Genomic DNA, 17,418 nt, shown 5'->3' on the forward strand with positions numbered 1-17,418 from the left:
GTAAGCGCAGCGCCACCCGGATGGTTTTTACGCCTGCTCTTTCGCGGCCGGTTTAGGCAAGAAGCCTTCCAGCACGATTAACGCCGCACCGATGCAAATAGCGCTATCGGCGAGGTTAAAGGTCGCGAAGTGCCAGTCGCCGACGTAGAAGTCGATCATATCGACCACAAAGCCGTGCCACAGGCGGTCAAACAGGTTGCCCAGCGCGCCGCCAATGATCAGCGCGTAGGCGATGTTATTCAGCTTTTGCGTCGCCTTCGAGCGGTACATCAGCACAGCCAGGATCACGCAGATACCGAGAGCGATACCCGCAAAGAACCAGCGCTGCCAGCCACCGCTGTCGGCAAGGAAACTGAACGCTGCGCCGTAGTTACGTGCGTAGTGCAGGTTAAGTGACGGGAACAGCGGGACCGTCTCCCCCAGAGCAAAATTCTGGAGGATCAGGAACTTGCTGCCCAGATCGATAATCAGCACCACCACAACCAGCCACAGCCAGCGCAGTCCTGTTGAACAGAGAGTTTTACTCATCAGGCAAACTTACGTTTTTCGCCGTCACCGGCGACGTTGCTTACACAGCGTCCGCAGATGTCTGCGTGTTCCGCCACCTGGCCAACATCGGTGGTGTAATGCCAGCAACGCGGGCATTTCTCACCGTCGGCTTTGCTCAGCGCGACTTTCAGTCCTTTGAGCAGTTCGCTCTGCTGAGCATCAGCAGAAGCCTCGGCATAATCCGCAACTTTCGCACCGGAGGTCAACAGGACAAATCGTAATTCATCGCCCAGCGCCGTCAGCTTCGCCGCCAGCTCCGGTTCAGCGTACAGCGTGACTGCTGCTTCCAGAGAGCCGCCGACTTTCTTGTCTGCACGCGCCTGCTCGATAACCTTGTTCACTTCGCCACGCACTTTCAGCAGCTCGTCCCAGAAGGCATCGTTCATCGCTTCGGTGCTGGAGAGGTCGAACAGATCTTCGTACCACTCGCCGGTGAAGACATACTTCTCACGATCGCCCGGCAGGTAACCCCAGATTTCATCCGCGGTGAAGGACATGATCGGCGCCATCCAGCGTACCAGCGCTTCTGCGATATGGAACAGCGCGGTCTGGCAGCTACGACGCGCCACGCTATCCGCTTTCGCGGTGTACTGGCGGTCTTTGATGATGTCGAGGTAGAACGAGCCCATCTCAATGGAGCAGAAGCGCATCAGGCGCTGCACCACTTCGTGGAAGTCATAAGACTCATAGGCCTTCAGGATATCTTCCTGCGCCGCTTTCGCGCAGCCTACCGCCCAGCGGTCCAGCACGACCATCTCTTCCGGTTTCACCATGTCTTTTGCCGGATCGAACCCGTTCAGGTTCGCCAGCAGGAAGCGCGCGGTGTTACGGATACGACGATAGCTGTCGGCAGCACGTTTCAGGATCTCGTCAGATACCGCCATTTCGCCGGTGTAGTCGGTCGACGCCACCCACAGACGCAGAATGTCTGCGCCCAGCTTGTTCATCACGTCCTGCGGAGAAACGGTGTTACCGATAGATTTGGACATCTTACGGCCCTGACCATCCACGGTGAAGCCGTGAGTCAGTACCTGACGGTAAGGCGCTTTACCCTTCATGGCGGTAGAGATCATCAGAGATGACATGAACCAGCCGCGGTGTTGGTCAGAGCCTTCCAGATACATATCGGCAGCGTGGCCAGCAAACTCCGGACGCACGTCAACCACGGAGGAGTGGGTCGATCCGGAGTCAAACCACACGTCCAGGGTATCCGGCACTTTCTCGTAATTGTCTGCGTCAGCGCCCAGGATATCGCGGGCGTCGAGATCCCACCACGCCTGAATGCCGTCAACTTCGACGCGCTTCGCCACTTCTTCCATCAGTTCCAGGGTGTTCGGGTGCAGCTCCTGCGTCTCTTTATGCACGAACAGAGACATCGGCACGCCCCAGGTACGCTGACGGGAGATACACCAGTCAGGACGGTTAGCCACCATGGATTCGATACGCGCCTGGCCCCAGTCAGGGATCCACTGCACGCCTTTGATCTCTTTCAGAGACTGCTCGCGCAGGCCCTTCTGATCCATGCTGACGAACCACTGCGGGGTCGCACGGAAGATGATCGGGGTCTTGTGACGCCAGCAGCACGGATAGCTGTGCTGCATTTTTTCAACGTGCAGCAGCGCGCCGCTGGTGCGCAGCATGTCGACGATGATGTCGTTCGCTTTGAAGACGTTGATGCCGTCCAGAGCCGGGTAGGTGCCAGGCAGGTAAGAACCATCCGGGCCCACCGGGTTAGCGATTTCCAGACCGTACTTCAGGCTGATGTTGTAGTCGTCAGGACCGTGGCCACCGGCGGTATGCACCGCACCGGTACCCGCTTCCAGCGTCACGTGGTCGCCCAGAATCGCCGGAACGTCGAAGTCCAGGAACGGGTGCTTGAAGCGCATCAGCTCCAGGGCGTCACCCTTCACGGTGCCCAGCACGGTGTAGTCGGTGATATGCGCACGCTTCAGCACGCTCTCAACCAGATCTTTCGCCAGGATAACCGCCTGACCTTCAACCTGAACCAGCGCGTATTCGAACTCACCGGACAGTGAGATCGCGCGGTTCGCAGGCAGGGTCCACGGGGTGGTGGTCCAGATCACCAGCGAGATTGGGCCGTTTACCGAGGAGACGCCAAATTTGGCCTTCACCGCATCCTGATCGACGGCCTGGAAGGCCACGTCGATAGATGGAGAGGTTTTGTCGTAATACTCAACTTCCGCTTCTGCCAGCGCAGAGCGGCAGTCCACGCACCAGTGCACCGGCTTAGCGCCTTTGTGCAGGTGGCCGTTACCGATGATTTTACCCAGCGCACGGATGATGTTGGCTTCGGTTTTGAAGTCCATGGTCAGGTACGGGTGCGACCAGTCGCCCAGCACGCCCAGACGGATGAAGTCAGCGCGCTGACCGTCAACCTGCGTAGCGGCGTATTCGCGGCACTTCGCACGGAACTCGGCGGCGGTGAACTTCTCACCCGGCTTGCCAAACTCCTGCTCAACTTTCAGCTCGATTGGCAGACCGTGGCAGTCCCAGCCCGGAACGTAAGGCGAGTCATATCCCGCGAGGCCTTTGGACTTCACGATAATGTCTTTCAGAATCTTGTTAACCGAGTGACCAATATGAATGCTGCCATTCGCATATGGAGGGCCATCATGCAGAATGAAGGATTTTTTGCCTTTTTTGGCTGCACGAATGATGCCGTACAGGTCATCATCGGTCCAACGCGCCAGCATTCCCGGTTCGCGCTTGGCGAGATCGCCGCGCATCGGGAACCCTGTTTCCGGCAAATTCAGGGTTGATTTATAGTCACTCATCAGATTCTCGGTTCCGTATTTATCACGTAGGCAGTTAAGCCGGGTTCAAAGCCCAAAAAACTCGCGGGCCGTCAATTCATCTCGCGCAATTTGCGCTTTGAGTTCATCCAGCGAACCAAATCGCTGCTCGTTGCGTATTTTTTTACGCAGTATCACATCTATATGGCGACCATACAGGTCCATTACAACATCCAGCAGGTGCACTTCCAGCTGTTGACGCACACCGGCGACGGTCGGACGCGTGCCAATATTGGCGACGCCGTAAAACGGCTTATCGCCCAGTCCTGCCACTTCCACCGCATACACCCCTTTAACCGGGGAAACCTGACGACGCAGCGGTATATTCGCCGTCGGGAAGCCTATCGTGCGGCCCAGCGCATCGCCATGTACCACGCGGCCAGAGATGGTGAACGGATGCCCCAGCAGGGTTTCCGCCGTCTCCAGCTCGTCATCGGCCAGTGCCCGGCGAACCGCCGTGCTGCTGACGCGCACGCCGCCCTCACAGAAGGTCATCGCGCTGGTGACGTCAAACCCGTACTCCAGACCAGCCTTCTGTAATAGCAAGAAATCGCCCTGACGACCAGCGCCAAAGCGGAAATCATCGCCCACGGCGAGAAACTGTACGCCAAGACGCTTAACCAGCAGGTCGCTGACAAAATTTTGTGCTGTCAGCGCGGCAAAGCGGCGATCGAAACGTACACACAATACGTAGTCCACACCGGACTCTGCCAGGTAGCGCAACTTCTCGCGCAGGCGAGTGAGACGGGCGGGAGATTTATCACCCGCGAACAGCTCCAGCGGCTGCGGTTCGAAAATCATCACCACAACGGGCAGGCCACGGGCCTCCCCTTCTTTACGCAATCCCTGCAACAGCGCCTGATGACCACGATGCACGCCGTCGAAATTACCAATGGTCAGCACGCACCCGTGTGGCGCACTACTGAGATTATGTATGCCGCGTATCAGCTTCATGTCTGGCTCAAAACAGTGAAAATCGCCAAAGTATACCTTGTACAACGGTTAAGGTTAACCGGCGATTGTTCGTGCAAAACAGAAAGCCGTAATGATTTCATCAGGCTGACCTTTCGCAGCGAAAAAATCTGCTCGTGAACTGCGATTTTTATGCCGAAAGGCTGTATTCAGGGAAGACAAGCTGGTAGAATCCTGCGCCATCACTACGTAACGTAGCGTCGCTAATTAACGGCGCTTATTTGCACAAATCCATTGACAAAAGAAGGCAAAGAGGGCATATTCCTCGGCCTTTGAATTGTCCACATAGATCATATTTGGGAGTTGGACTTGGCTAATATCAAATCAGCTAAGAAACGTGCCGTTCAGTCTGAAAAGGCTCGTAAGCACAACGCAAGCCGTCGCTCTATGATGCGTACTTTCATCAAGAAAGTATACGCAGCAATCGAAGCAGGCGACAAAGCTGCAGCGCAGAACGCATTTAACGAAATGCAACCAATCGTGGATCGTCAGGCTGCTAAAGGTCTGATCCACAAAAACAAAGCAGCGCGTCATAAAGCAAACCTGACTGCGCAGATCAACAAACTGGCTTAATCGCTACTTGTTGTTGCTTGTTTAAAGAACCCGCTTAACGCGGGTTTTTTTATGTCTTCAGATTGCCGGTGGCGTAAACAGCGCTGAATAGTCGCGGTTACAGATTCGCTGTACCGCCGGGTGCTGAATCATTCTTTCGGCAAATATGGCGTGATACTCCTCCATCACGTTATCCACTCTGCCTATCTCCGTAATCTTATCGTCCGAATAGAGATCGTGCGCGTACAGCGTCGGCGCAACGAAGATCGCGTTATGCGCTTCGCCAAAGGCTTTCATCAGCGCCGCATCGTCGAACTCACCGAGTATCTCCACGTTCAGCCCCTGCGAGTTAAACCAGTTCAGCAACTTGCGCCCAAGCATGGAGCGCCTTCCCGGCACCAGCAGGCGACGCTCTTCCAGGCACGCGGGGAACGGTTTTTCCGGCGGCGGATTAATACACCAGAAGCTGACGCCGCATTCGCCAATCTTCACCGAGAACAGCCCTTCCTGCTGGGTGGAGTCAATCGGGCAGTCCGAGATAATCATATCCAGCTTGTGCTGGCTGAGCTGTTCCAGCAGCATCTCATGGGTGGATTCAAAGCAGCGCAGATGGATTTGCTCATCTTCCACCACCGCCGCATCCAGCACGCCGCTCACCAGCCGTTTGGACAGCGCATCCGCCACGCCAACATCAAAGAGCAGGTTCGACTCTTTGCGATAGTTAACGATATCCAGCATCTCCTGGCTCAGGGTGAACATCTTGTCCGCGTAGCGGAAAACCAGTTCACCCAGTTCGCTGGGTTCAATCCCGCGCCCCTTACGCTTGAACAGCTTGCCCTGCAAACGCTCTTCCAGCGCCTTGATTTGCCCGGTGATGGTTTGCGGCGTCAGGTAGAGCGCCTCTGCTGCCCCGACCACCGATCCCTGTTTATAGACGTGCCAGAAGTAGTAAAGATGGTTGTAATTCAAATGAGACATCGCGTCTTCTCTCCCTGAGTGTGTATCGGGAGAAGGCTCGCCTCCTCCCGGTGTTCCGTTATGCCTGGACGGCCTGTCCGGACAATTTTACCTTCAGCAAGGTATAACCGATTACCGCAGCCAGTAATGACCCGATGAGAATGCCGAGTTTTGCCCAGACGATAAGCTCAGGCGCATGCGTCCCAAACGCCAGCGTCGAGATAAAGATCGACATCGTAAACCCTATACCACACAGCACGCCGACGGCCATAATCTGCTTAAAGGTGGTGCCGTGCGGCAAAGACGCCAGCTTCAGCTTTGTCGCCAGCCAGCAGAAGAGGCTAATACCCAGCGGCTTGCCGATAAACAGCCCGGCAATAATGCCCAGCGGCAGCACGGACGTTAGCCCGTCCAGCGTCACGCCGCCGAGGGAAACGCCCGCGTTGGCAAACGCAAACAGCGGCAGGATCATAAAGGCGACCCACGGGTGCAGCACATGCTCCAGCTGTTTGGCAGGCGACTTGCCGTCCTGCGGCTTCAGCGGTACGAAGAAGCCGACGATCACGCCCGCCAGCGTGGCGTGCACGCCTGATTTCAGCACCGCCGTCCACAGCACCATCCCCACCAGGATATAGATACCGATACGGCGAACATTGAAGATGTTCAGCAGCGCCAGCACCGCAATCGCCCCGGCGGCCACGCTCAGGGACAGGATCGACAGATCGCTGGTGTAGAACAGTGCGATAATCACAATGGCACCCAGGTCATCGATTATCGCCAGCGCCATCAGGAAGATTTTCAGGGCCACCGGCACGCGGCTTCCCAGCAATGCCAGCACCCCGAGCGCAAAGGCGATATCCGTCGCAGCCGGGATCGCCCAGCCGTGACGTGCAATCGGATCCTGCCAGGTGAACGCCAGGAAGAGCAGCGCCGGCACCACCATCCCGCCGAGCGCGGCAATCACCGGGAACGCCGCGCGCTGGCGGCTGGCAAGCGAGCCCAGTACCAGCTCACGCTTAACCTCAAGCCCGACGAGCAGGAAGAACACCGCCATCAGCGCATCGTTGATCCACAGCAGCATGTTCTTGTTAATTTCGAGCGCCCCGACCTTCAGCTCAACGGGCGTTTCCAGAAATGCATGGTAGAGTTCCTGCGTGATGCCAAGGTTAGCCAGCACCATCGCGGCCGCAGCGGCAATAATCAGGATGACGCCGCCGGACGCCTCACTGCTAAAAAAACGGTGTAGTAATTTCACTTTAATTCTCTCTGTTACAACAATACCTCGATAAAACCATAATACCAAGCCAAATAGCTCGGCAAAAACAGATTAATATTGAGTATAGATTCAGTTTTACCGATCAATACCCGTAAATAGAAAAAGCCCGGAATCGCTCCCGGGCTTTTGCGGATGAAAATCTGAGAACAGATTAACGGGTCAAATCATCGAAGAATTTTTTGACGCCATCGAAGAAGCTTTTGGAACGCGGGCTGTTTTTCTCACCCGTTGGGCCACCAAAGCTCTCCTGCAGCTCTTTCAGCAGCTGTTTCTGCTTGTCGTTCAGGCCAACCGGCGTTTCAACGACGACGCGGCACAGCAGGTCGCCCTGCGCACCACCGCGAACGGACTTAACGCCTTTCCCGCGCATGCGGAACAGCTTACCTGTCTGGGTTTCACCAGGCACTTTCAGGTTCACGCGACCATCCAGCGTCGGTACTTCGATTTCACCGCCCAGTGCCGCCATCGCGAAGTTGATCGGCACTTCGCAGTACAGGTTATTACCTTCGCGCTCGAAGATGGCGTGCTGCTTCACCTGCACCTGAACGTACAGATCGCCTGCCGGTGCGCCGTGTTCACCTGCTTCACCTTCACCCGCCAGACGAATGCGGTCGCCCGTATCGACGCCAGCCGGGATTTTAACGGAGAGGGTCTTGGTTTTCTCAACGCGACCGTGGCCGTGGCATTTGGTGCACGGATCTTTAATCAGCGTACCGCGACCGTGACAGTGCGGACAGGCCTGCTGTACCGCGAAGAAGCCCTGACGCATCTGCACCTGACCAGAGCCGTGACAGGTTGGACAGGTCTGAGGCTGTGTACCTGCTTTCGCGCCGCTGCCGTGGCAAACGTCACACTCTTCCAGCGTCGGAATACGGATCTCTTTGGTGACACCGCGGACGGCCTCTTCCAGCGTCAGCTCCATGTTGTAGCGCAGGTCCGCGCCGCGCGCCGCGCGCTGACGACCACGGCCACCGCCGAAGATGTCGCCAAACACATCGCCAAAGATATCGCTGAAGTCAGCGCCGCCGCCAAAGCCGCCGCCACCGAATCCACCGCCGCCCATGCCGCCCTGTTCAAAGGCTGCGTGACCGTACTGGTCATAGGCCGCACGTTTTTGTGCATCGGTCAGGACTTCGTAGGCTTCTTTGATCTCTTTAAATTTGGCTTCAGCCTCTTTATCACCCTGGTTACGGTCCGGGTGGAATTTCATGGCCAGGCGCTTATACGCCTTTTTGATTTCACGCTCTTCCGCAGTTTTCGGAACGCCTAAAATCTCGTAATAGTCTTGCTTTGCCATTGGTTTTTTTAAGCCCCTTAACATGCGAGCACGGGCGTGGAGAGTTCTCCTACGCCCGTGCCGATTAATTACCCTGCATCAGGGCGATTATTTTTTATCTTTAACTTCTTCGAACTCAGCGTCGACAACGTCGTCGTCTTTCGCGTTGTTCGCTGAAGCGTCAGCGCCCGCCTGCTGTTGAGCGTGCTGCTGCTGAGCGATTTCCATCAGCTTCTGAGAAGCCTGCGCCAGTTCCTGCATCTTCGCTTCGATGTCCGCTTTGTCTTCACCTTTCAGTGAGGATTCCAGCGCACTCAGTGCAGCTTCGATAGCAGTCTTGTCTTCCGCTGGCAGTTTATCGCCTGCTTCTTCAACCTGCTTACGGGTGCTGTGCAGCAGATGGTCACCCTGGTTACGGGTCTGAACCAGCTCTTCGAACTTACGGTCGGATTCCGCGTTAGCTTCGGCATCGCGAACCATTTTTTCGATTTCCGCTTCGTTCAGGCCAGAAGATGCCTTGATGGTGATCTTCTGCTCTTTACCGCTGTTTTTGTCTTTCGCAGACACGTGCAGGATACCGTCAGCATCGATGTCGAAGGTCACTTCGATCTGCGGCATGCCGCGCGGTGCCGGGTTAATACCGTCCAGGTTGAACTGACCCAGAGATTTGTTATCCGCCGCACGCTTACGCTCACCCTGAATCACATGGATGGTTACCGCAGACTGGTTGTCTTCAGCGGTAGAGAACACCTGGCTGTGTTTCGTCGGGATGGTGGTGTTTTTGTTGATGAGCGCAGTCATCACACCGCCCATGGTTTCGATACCCAGAGACAGCGGGGTAACGTCCAGCAGCAGTACGTCTTTAACTTCACCGGTCAGTACGCCACCCTGAACCGCAGCACCGATTGCAACTGCTTCGTCCGGGTTAACGTCTTTACGTGGCTCTTTACCAAAGAACTCAGCCACTTTCTTCTGAACCATTGGCATACGGGTCTGACCACCGACCAGGATAACGTCCTGGATATCGGATACGGACAGGCCCGCATCCTGCAGAGCAACTTTCAGCGGCTCGATAGAACGGTTCACCAGGTCTTCTACCAGGCTTTCCAGTTTCGCACGGGTCACTTTGATGTTCATGTGTTTAGGACCGGTCGCGTCTGCAGTGATGTATGGCAGGTTCACGTCGGTCTGCTGAGCGGAAGACAGCTCGATCTTCGCTTTCTCAGCGGCTTCTTTCAGGCGCTGCATAGCCAGCGGGTCGTTACGCAGGTCAATGCCCTGATCTTTCTTGAACTCGTCAACGAGGTAGTTGATCAGACGGGTATCGAAGTCTTCACCACCCAGGTGGGTATCACCGTTGGTTGCCAGAACTTCGAAGGTTTTTTCGCCGTCAACTTCGTCGATTTCGATAATAGAGATATCGAAGGTACCACCACCCAGGTCGTAAACCGCGATAGTGCGGTTGCCAACTTCTTTATCCAGACCGTAAGCCAGTGCAGCCGCGGTTGGTTCGTTGATGATACGTTTTACTTCCAGACCTGCGATACGGCCAGCATCTTTGGTTGCCTGACGCTGAGCATCGTTGAAGTAGGCAGGTACGGTAATAACAGCTTCAGTTACCGGCTCACCCAGGTAATCTTCAGCGGTTTTCTTCATTTTCTTCAGCACTTCAGCAGAAATCTGCGGTGGTGCAGTTTTAGCGCCTTTCACATCAAGCCATGCATCGCCGTTATCTGCCGCGATGATTTTGTAAGGCATGATGGAAACGTCACGCTGAACTTCTTCGTCCTGGAAGCGGCGACCGATCAGGCGTTTAATCGCAAACAGGGTGTTTTGCGGGTTTGTCACTGCCTGACGTTTAGCCGGCTGACCAACCAGAGTTTCACCATCCTGGGTATAAGCAATGATAGAAGGCGTGGTGCGATCGCCCTCGGCGTTCTCCAGCACGCGTGCAGTAGTGCCATCCATAATCGCTACACAAGAGTTGGTAGTACCCAGGTCGATACCAATAATTTTACCCATCTAAACGTCTCCACTAAAAATTCAGTCAACATGTGGTTGTGTACCTGTAATAAGGGCAGAACGTGCTTTTTCAACTGCCCAGATTTGATTTTTTTCAGGTCCACACACTGCGGTTGACTACAAGATGGGGTCGCGACGGCATCCATCAAGGGGGAATGATAAAAAAAATTTTAATTTCACCCTGATGAGATCATAGACGCCATCGATTGCGCCCATTATGATGCCGCGCCCAGTCAGGGAGAACTGACGCGGGTTTAACCATTTCACCATATTAATGATGATTTTTTTGAGGACTTATGGGCAACACTAAGTTGGCTAATCCGGCTCCGCTGGGCCTGATGGGTTTTGGCATGACCACTATCCTGCTGAACCTGCACAATATCGGGATGTTCCCGATGGATGGCATCATCCTGGCGATGGGCATTTTTTACGGCGGTATCGCGCAAATCTTCGCGGGCCTGCTGGAATATAAGAAAGGCAATACCTTCGGCTTAACCGCATTCACCTCTTACGGTTCTTTCTGGCTGACCCTGGTTGCCATTCTGCTACTGCCTAAAATGGGCATGGCTGACGCGGCAAACGCCCACTTCCTGGGCGTTTACCTGGGCCTGTGGGGCGTCTTCACCCTGTTCATGTTCTTCGGTACCCTGAAAGGCAACCGCATGCTGCAGTTCGTCTTCCTGAGCCTGACCGTCCTGTTCGCCCTGCTGGCGATTGGTCACCTGGTGGATAACGAAGGCATCGTTCATGTTGCAGGCTGGATTGGTCTGGTTTGCGGCGCAAGCGCTATCTACCTGGCAATGGGTGAAGTGCTGAACGAGCAGTTTGACCGCACCGTTTTACCGATTGGTGAAAAACACTGATCCCTCTGTCGTGCCCGCCTCGCGGGCACGACATTCCCCCGCCTGACGAAGCCAAAATCCTAATACCAGCCCCATCACCGACAGCGCCAGCACGTACCAGGCCGGAGCCAGGGGAGACACGCCCATCAGCACGGTGACCGCAATCGGCGTCAGCCCGCCGAAAATGGCATACGACACGTTGTAAGAGAACGAGATCCCGGTGAAACGAACTTCCGGTGGGAATGCTCGCACCATGACGTAAGGCACAGCCCCCACTACGCCCACGCACAGCCCTACCACGCCGTACAGCAGGAACAGCTGTTCAGGATGGCTGCCCGCCAGATGGTAAAACGCCCAGCTTGATGCGGCCAGTAGCAGGCTACCGATGATAAAGGTAACGCTGGCACCAAAACGATCCGCCGCCAGCCCGGCGGCCAGACAGCCAAAGCAGAGCATGATTGTCGCGATACTGTTCGCCTGTAGCGTCACGGCAGGGGCGAAGCCGTACTGCTTTTGCAGCCAGACCGGAGACATCAATATCACCACCACAATGCCCGCCGAGAGCAGCCAGGTCAGCAGCATCGATACCACCACCGCTCTTTTATGGCGTACCACAACCGCCTTCACCGGCAGCTCCTGCGCCAGCGCTTTGCGCTGCTGCATCTCGAGGAAAATCGGCGTCTCCTGCAGCCAGCGGCGCAGGTACATCGCGACCAGACCAAACGCCCCACCCAGCAGGAACGGAATACGCCAGCCCCAGTCGTGCACGGCCTGCTGCGTCATGCTGGTATTCACAATTGTTGCGACCACCGAGCCGAGCAGGATCCCGACCGTCAGCCCCGCCGTTAAGGTTCCGCAGGCGATACCAATGCGGCGCACGGGAACATGTTCCGCGACAAACACCCACGCGCCCGGCACTTCACCGCCAATCGCCGCCCCCTGCAGGACGCGCATCAGCAACAGCAGCAACGGCGCGAGAATGCCCATCGAGGCATAGGTAGGTAGCAAACCAATGGCCAGCGTCGGCACGGCCATCAGCAGGATGCTAAGGGTAAACATCTTCTTGCGCCCGACCAGATCGCCAAAGTGGGCCATGATAATGCCGCCCAGCGGACGCGCCAGATACCCGGCGGCAAATATGCCGAAGGTTTGCACCTGACGCAGCCATTCCGGGATATCCGCCGGGAAGAAGAGTTCTCCCACCACGGCGGCGAAGAAGACGAAGATGATAAAGTCGTAAAACTCCAGCGCGCCGCCTAAGGCCGCGAGCGTGAGGGTTTTGTAGTCCTGTCGATTCAGAGGTCGGGTGTTATGTGACATAGCGAACCATTGTGCGTGTGTTGTGGATTTATTTTTACAGCATTCGTAAAGAAAAAATTACTATACCGTAAAAGCTTCACCACGCTATCGCCGCTTCAGCTAATGTCACATATTGGTTAATTTCAGGAGATTGTTTCGCGACGTGCGTTTTTCGGGCGAAAAGCTGCTACCACTTTCTCATCGGTTTCCACATAGGGACCGTCAAGCAGCTGTATACAATACGGTACACTTGCAAAGATGCCATGAACGAGGACGCTGCCATCTTCTGCTTTCAGCCCTTCCAGCGTCTCTTTAATCGACTTCGGCTGGCCCGGCAGGTTCAGGATCAACGCCTGCTTGCGGATCACCCCCACCTGGCGGGAAAGAATGGCCGTCGGAACAAAGTGTAGACTGATCTGGCGCATCTGTTCGCCGAAGCCAGGCATTTCACGATCGGCAATCGCCAGCGTCGCGTCCGGCGTCACGTCGCGGCGCGCGGGGCCGGTTCCGCCCGTCGTCAGAACAAGGTGGCAGCTCATCTCATCCACCAGTTCGCAAAGCGTCTGCTCGATGATCGGCTGTTCGTCAGGGATCAGGCGGGTCTGAATGTCAAAGGGGGTGGTCAGCGCGCTGCCCAACCACTCTTCCAGAGCGGGGATGCCTTTATCCTGGTAAACACCGCTGGAGGCGCGGTCAGAAATCGACACTAAGCCGATGCGTAAGGTATTCATATCCATTCCATTCAAAAAGTACTGATTAAAGGGAATGATACACGCAGAGAGGAAATTCAGACAGAGGCGGGGGTAAGACGCGTGACCGGAAGCCCGGTCACGCAGAATGATTACAGCAGGTCGCCGATCATTTTTTCCAGTTTGCCCTGGTCAACAGCAAACTTACGGATACCGTCCGCCAGTTTGTCTACCGCCATTGGATCCTGGTTGTGCTGCCACAGGAACTCGGATTCAGTGATGCGCTCTGGGCGTGCTTTCACTTCACCGGTGTAGGACAGTTTACGCTCCAGGGTACCTTCGCTTTCAGCCAGCTCTTTCAGCAGTGCAGGCGCGATGGTCAGGCGGTCACAGCCAGCCAGCTCGATGATTTCACCGACGTTACGGAAGCTTGCGCCCATAACCACGGTCTCATAGCCGTGCTGTTTGTAGTATTCGTAGATTTCAGTAACAGAAACCACGCCTGGATCTTCAGCCGGTGCGTACTCTTTCTTATCGGTGTTGGCTTTGTACCAGTCCAGAATACGGCCCACGAACGGAGAAATCAGGTATACGCCTGCTTCTGCACATGCACGCGCCTGAGCGAAGGAGAACAGCAGGGTCAGGTTACAGTTGATACCGTCTTTTTCCAGCTGCTCTGCCGCGCGAATACCCTGCCAGGTAGAAGCCAGTTTGATCAGGATACGGTCGTTGCTGATGCCCGCGTCGTTGTACATTTTGATCAGACGTTTCGCTTTGGCGATAGACGCTTCAGTGTCGTAGGAGAGACGCGCATCCACTTCGGTAGAGATACGGCCAGGAACCAGTTTCAGGATTTCCAGACCGATGTTCACTGCCAGTTTGTCGGTGGCATCCACAACCTGCTGCGCGCGGTCGTTGCTCTGCGCTTTCGCCCAGGTCACTGCGTCGTCAATCAGTTTGCGATACTCAGGGATCTGTGCGGCGTTAAGGATCAGAGAAGGGTTGGTTGTGGCATCCTGCGGCTGGTACAGCTTCATTGCCGCGATATCTCCGGTGTCAGCTACGACAGTGGTGAACTGACGAAGGGAGGTCAATTTATCCGTCATGATAGTGTTTCTCTTTTAACGTGCCCTGGATAATTCACGCTACCGACAGCATGCCTGCAGCGGAAAAATGACAGGTTTACTTGTTAGGGGGATGTAACCGGTCTGCCCTGATGATAACACGACGGAGGGGTAGCGCAACCGCAGACAGTGCGCTTAGGCAGAGTATGGTAAACTCGGAAGATTAACAGGCTGCTAAGCAACAGCATGCCCAATCAGTGGTAGCGCTTACATATTCACATTGGCATCAACAAGAGGGACGTTAATGCCTGATTTCTTTTTCTTTATTAACGAAGTCCTCTGGGGTTCGATAATGATTTACCTGCTTCTGGGAGCAGGTATTTGGTTTACGCTACGCAGTGGGTTTATCCAGTTTCGCTATATTCGCAAGTTTGGCAGAAGTCTGAAAAACAGCGTTACGCCGCAGCCGGGTGGATTAACGTCGTTCCAGGCGCTCTGTACCAGCCTGGCGGCGCGTCTCGGCAGCGGCAATCTGGCGGGCGTTGCGCTGGCCATCAGCGCCGGTGGGCCAGGCGCGGTCTTCTGGATGTGGGTGACGGCGCTTCTCGGAATGGCCACCTCCTTTGCCGAAAGTTCGCTTGCACAACTCTATAAAGAGAAAGATAAACACGGCCAGTTTCGCGGTGGTCCTGCCTGGTACATGGCGCGTGGCCTGGGGATGCGCTGGATGGGCGTCCTGTTCTCGGTTTTTTTGCTGCTCGCGTACGGCCTCATTTTTAATACCGTCCAGGCAAATTCTGTCGCCAATGCCCTGAGCTACGCCTTCTCCTGCCCGGAGTGGGTCGCCGGTATTGCTTTAGCCCTCATCGTTCTGCTCACCATTTCTGCCGGTCTTAAGGGCATCGCCCGCCTGATGCAGTGGCTGGTGCCCATTATGGCGTTGCTCTGGGTTGCCGCGAGCCTGTTCGTTGCCGCACTGCATCTCGACCAGGTGCCGGGCGTGATTGCGACCATCGTCAAAAGCGCCTTTGGCTGGCGCGAAGTGGCCTCCGGGGCGCTGGGCTACACCTTCAGCCAGGCGCTGATGGCGGGCTTTCAGCGAGGCATGTTCTCCAATGAAGCCGGTATGGGGTCAACCCCCAACGCGGCCGCCGCCGCCTCTTCCTGGCCGCCGCACCCGGCCGCACAAGGCATTGTGCAGATGATTGGCGTCTTTACCGATACCATTATCATCTGTTCCGCCAGCGCCATGATTTTGCTGCTGGCAGGCCCCGTCCCACATTCCTCAGGAACCGCCGGGATACAGCTTCTCCAGCAGGCGCTGGTGAACCTGACCGGCGGCTGGGGTGCAGGGTTTGTCTCGCTCATCCTGATCTTGTTTGCCTTCAGCTCAATAGTGGTGAATTACCTCTACGCCGAAAATAACCTTATTTTCCTGAAGCTCGACTCCCGCGCTGCAATCGGAACCCTGCGTCTCGGAGTCGTCCTGATGGTGATAGCAGGCTCCCTGCTCAGTATGCCGCTGGTCTGGCAGCTGGCCGATATCATTATGGCGCTGATGGCGATCACTAACCTCACGGCAATCCTGCTGCTCTCGCCCGTGGTGACCCTGATTGCCAGAGACTATCTTCGTCAGCGCAAACTGGGTGTTCCGCCGGTATTTGATCCCGCCCGCTATCCCGATATTAAGGCGCAGCTTGCCCCCGGCACGTGGGATGATTTGCCGCGGCAATAACAGCTATCGATCAATTCGGGGCGATTTTTTGCTAAAGTCGCTCTAAATTTCCTGCAAGGACTGGATATGCTGATTCTGATTTCACCTGCAAAAACGCTCGACTACCAGAGCCCACTCGCCACCGAGCGCTATACTCAGCCTGAACTGCTGGACTACTCGCAACAGCTGATCCGCGAAGCGCGCAAGCTCTCTGCACCGCAAATCGCCTCGCTGATGAGCATCAGCGACAAGCTGGCCGATCTGAACGCGACCCGCTTTCACGAGTGGCACCCGGATTTCACCCCCTCTAACGCTCGCCAGGCGATTCTGGCGTTTAAAGGCGATGTCTATACCGGCCTGCAGGCGGAAGATTTTAGCGAAGCCGATTTCGATTTTGCCCAGCAGCATCTGCGCATGCTGTCGGGTCTGTACGGCGTACTGCGCCCGCTGGATCTGATGCAGCCCTATCGTCTGGAGATGGGGATTCGTCTGGAGAATGCCAAAGGCAAAGATCTGTACCATTTCTGGGGCGATATCATCACCGATAAGCTGAACGCGGCACTGCGCGCTCAGGGCGATAACGTGGTGATTAACCTGGCATCCGATGAATACTACAAGTCGGTGAAACCGAAAAAGCTGGATGCAGAGATTATCAAACCGGTGTTCCTCGACGAGAAGAACGGTAAGTTCAAGGTGATCAGCTTCTACGCCAAGAAAGCGCGTGGCCTGATGAGCCGCTACATCATCCAGAACCGTCTGACGAAGCCGGAGCAGTTGACCGCCTTCAACAGCGAAGGCTATTTCTTTGACGAGGCGTCGTCAGGGAAAGGCGAGCTGGTGTTTAAGCGCCACGAGCAGTAAAAAAACCCCGCCAGCTGGCGGGGTTTTGCATTAATGGTGTTTCCAGTCAGGGCCGCGATCGTCGCGGTGGTCATCATGGCGATCGTCATGTTTACGATGCTCATCATGCGGACGCCAGTGGTTATCGCGCCAGTCATAATGCGCCTTCCACCAGTCGTGGTCGCGCCAGCGGCCGCCGTCCCAGTAGTGCCCGTTATTATCCTGGTCGCCAATCTGCAGTTTGACCGCAGGCACAAGGGTGATTTCGGATGCCTGTACCGCCATGGGAGCGACCAGCATCAGTGAAAGCGCAATCAGCACAGGTTTCAGTGTAGACATCGGTGACTCCTTATTATCTTTGCCCAACGTGGGCCGATGTAAGGAGAGTACGCGAGGGGAACGGGGGATGTTATTCTCTGCAATCCTAAACGCTAAGTGACCGCATTTATTGGGAATTTCTGCTTTTTCCCTGCTATTTTTCTCCTTAATTTCTTCACAAAAAAGCCGGGTGGCGGCTTCGCCTTACCCGGCCTACTTTATGAGCCGTTGTAGG

The 17,418-nt window shown here is 55.7% G+C and carries 15 protein-coding genes and 1 pseudogene; 4 read left to right on the forward strand and 12 right to left on the reverse strand.

What is annotated here, in order from left to right; genetic code table 11:
• Window positions 1-27: 27 nt before the first annotated feature.
• The 4 genes and pseudogenes from lspA to AC0TNG_RS13910 form a co-directional block, all read right to left on the reverse strand.
• The gene (lspA, locus tag AC0TNG_RS13895) at window positions 28-528 is read right to left on the reverse strand and encodes a signal peptidase II (RefSeq protein WP_008502034.1); all 501 of its coding nucleotides are present in this window, start codon (window positions 526-528) and stop codon (window positions 28-30) included.
• Complete coding sequence (gene ileS, locus AC0TNG_RS13900; protein WP_473712547.1) at window positions 528-3,344, reverse strand: isoleucine--tRNA ligase; 2,817 nt, start codon at window positions 3,342-3,344, stop codon at window positions 528-530. Before ileS ends, lspA begins: the two co-directional genes overlap by 1 nt.
• Before the next feature lie 45 nt (window positions 3,345-3,389).
• The gene (ribF, locus tag AC0TNG_RS13905) at window positions 3,390-4,316 is read right to left on the reverse strand and encodes a bifunctional riboflavin kinase/FAD synthetase (protein WP_024907423.1); all 927 of its coding nucleotides are present in this window, start codon (window positions 4,314-4,316) and stop codon (window positions 3,390-3,392) included.
• A 7-nt stretch (window positions 4,317-4,323) separates the two neighbouring features.
• Window positions 4,324-4,542, reverse strand: a pseudogene (locus AC0TNG_RS13910) (DUF2575 domain-containing protein).
• Between the two features lie 101 nt (window positions 4,543-4,643).
• On the opposite strand from AC0TNG_RS13910, the gene rpsT reads away from it, so the two are divergent.
• Entirely contained in the window at window positions 4,644-4,907 is a 264-nt protein-coding gene (gene rpsT, locus AC0TNG_RS13915) for a 30S ribosomal protein S20 (RefSeq protein ID WP_003856458.1), read from the forward strand.
• Between the two features lie 57 nt (window positions 4,908-4,964).
• Here the strand turns inward: rpsT and nhaR are convergent, their stop codons facing one another.
• From nhaR to dnaK, 4 genes are all read right to left on the reverse strand, one after another.
• Window positions 4,965-5,864 (reverse strand): transcriptional activator NhaR, encoded by a 900-nt coding sequence (gene nhaR / locus AC0TNG_RS13920; protein WP_003856462.1) that lies wholly within the window; start codon window positions 5,862-5,864, stop codon window positions 4,965-4,967.
• A gap of 58 nt (window positions 5,865-5,922) precedes the next feature.
• A complete protein-coding gene (gene nhaA, locus AC0TNG_RS13925) occupies window positions 5,923-7,098 on the reverse strand; it encodes a Na+/H+ antiporter NhaA (protein WP_407820844.1) in 1,176 nt (391 codons plus the stop codon).
• Between the two features lie 172 nt (window positions 7,099-7,270).
• Complete coding sequence (dnaJ, locus tag AC0TNG_RS13930; protein ID WP_023310347.1) at window positions 7,271-8,416, reverse strand: molecular chaperone DnaJ; 1,146 nt, start codon at window positions 8,414-8,416, stop codon at window positions 7,271-7,273.
• Between the two features lie 87 nt (window positions 8,417-8,503).
• Complete coding sequence (gene dnaK / locus AC0TNG_RS13935) at window positions 8,504-10,417, reverse strand: molecular chaperone DnaK (protein ID WP_024907421.1); 1,914 nt, start codon at window positions 10,415-10,417, stop codon at window positions 8,504-8,506.
• 296 nt (window positions 10,418-10,713) lie between these two features.
• On the opposite strand from dnaK, the gene satP reads away from it, so the two are divergent.
• Entirely contained in the window at window positions 10,714-11,280 is a 567-nt protein-coding gene (gene satP / locus AC0TNG_RS13940; protein ID WP_008502042.1) for an acetate uptake transporter, read from the forward strand.
• Here the strand turns inward: satP and AC0TNG_RS13945 are convergent.
• The 3 genes from AC0TNG_RS13945 to tal all read right to left on the reverse strand — a co-directional run bounded on the left by AC0TNG_RS13945 (window position 11,257) and on the right by tal (window position 14,353).
• A complete protein-coding gene (locus AC0TNG_RS13945; RefSeq protein WP_473712548.1) occupies window positions 11,257-12,579 on the reverse strand; it encodes an MFS transporter in 1,323 nt (440 codons plus the stop codon). The two genes, satP and AC0TNG_RS13945, sit on opposite strands and share 24 nt — an antisense overlap.
• Before the next feature lie 122 nt (window positions 12,580-12,701).
• Entirely contained in the window at window positions 12,702-13,289 is a 588-nt protein-coding gene (gene mog, locus AC0TNG_RS13950; protein ID WP_023310343.1) for a molybdopterin adenylyltransferase, read from the reverse strand.
• 110 nt (window positions 13,290-13,399) lie between these two features.
• The gene (gene tal / locus AC0TNG_RS13955) at window positions 13,400-14,353 is read right to left on the reverse strand and encodes a transaldolase (protein ID WP_023334458.1); all 954 of its coding nucleotides are present in this window, start codon (window positions 14,351-14,353) and stop codon (window positions 13,400-13,402) included.
• A 262-nt stretch (window positions 14,354-14,615) separates the two neighbouring features.
• Here tal and AC0TNG_RS13960 point away from each other — a divergent pair, with 262 nt between their 5' ends.
• Window positions 14,616-16,046: an alanine/glycine:cation symporter family protein gene (locus tag AC0TNG_RS13960; protein WP_473712549.1), complete on the forward strand. Its 1,431-nt coding sequence runs from the start codon at window positions 14,616-14,618 to the stop codon at window positions 16,044-16,046.
• A gap of 66 nt (window positions 16,047-16,112) precedes the next feature.
• Entirely contained in the window at window positions 16,113-16,886 is a 774-nt protein-coding gene (yaaA, locus tag AC0TNG_RS13965) for a peroxide stress protein YaaA (protein WP_061715988.1), read from the forward strand.
• Between the two features lie 30 nt (window positions 16,887-16,916).
• Here the strand turns inward: yaaA and AC0TNG_RS13970 are convergent, their stop codons facing one another.
• Window positions 16,917-17,204 carry a DUF2502 domain-containing protein gene (locus AC0TNG_RS13970; RefSeq protein WP_024907415.1) on the reverse strand — a complete coding sequence of 96 codons (288 nt, stop codon included), beginning with the start codon at window positions 17,202-17,204 and terminating at the stop codon, window positions 16,917-16,919.
• Between the last annotated feature and the right edge of the window lie 214 nt (window positions 17,205-17,418).

The sequence above is a fragment of the Enterobacter sp. PL_is514 genome (assembly GCF_055816715.1).

Bases quoted from the DNA above. Each gene is read 5' to 3' on its own strand.
- lspA (WP_008502034.1), bottom strand. From the start codon at position 528: ATGAGTAAAACTCTCTGTTCAACAGGACTGCGCTGGCTGTGGCTGGTT.
- ileS (WP_473712547.1), bottom strand. From the start codon at position 3,344: ATGAGTGACTATAAATCAACCCTGAATTTGCCGGAAACAGGGTTCCCG.
- ribF (WP_024907423.1), bottom strand. From the start codon at position 4,316: ATGAAGCTGATACGCGGCATACATAATCTCAGTAGTGCGCCACACGGG.
- nhaR (WP_003856462.1), bottom strand. From the start codon at position 5,864: ATGTCTCATTTGAATTACAACCATCTTTACTACTTCTGGCACGTCTAT.
- dnaJ (WP_023310347.1), bottom strand. From the start codon at position 8,416: ATGGCAAAGCAAGACTATTACGAGATTTTAGGCGTTCCGAAAACTGCG.
- dnaK (WP_024907421.1), bottom strand. From the start codon at position 10,417: ATGGGTAAAATTATTGGTATCGACCTGGGTACTACCAACTCTTGTGTA.
- satP (WP_008502042.1), top strand. From the start codon at position 10,714: ATGGGCAACACTAAGTTGGCTAATCCGGCTCCGCTGGGCCTGATGGGT.
- AC0TNG_RS13945 (WP_473712548.1), bottom strand. From the start codon at position 12,579: ATGTCACATAACACCCGACCTCTGAATCGACAGGACTACAAAACCCTC.
- mog (WP_023310343.1), bottom strand. From the start codon at position 13,289: ATGAATACCTTACGCATCGGCTTAGTGTCGATTTCTGACCGCGCCTCC.
- tal (WP_023334458.1), bottom strand. From the start codon at position 14,353: ATGACGGATAAATTGACCTCCCTTCGTCAGTTCACCACTGTCGTAGCT.
- AC0TNG_RS13960 (WP_473712549.1), top strand. From the start codon at position 14,616: ATGCCTGATTTCTTTTTCTTTATTAACGAAGTCCTCTGGGGTTCGATA.
- yaaA (WP_061715988.1), top strand. From the start codon at position 16,113: ATGCTGATTCTGATTTCACCTGCAAAAACGCTCGACTACCAGAGCCCA.
- AC0TNG_RS13970 (WP_024907415.1), bottom strand. From the start codon at position 17,204: ATGTCTACACTGAAACCTGTGCTGATTGCGCTTTCACTGATGCTGGTC.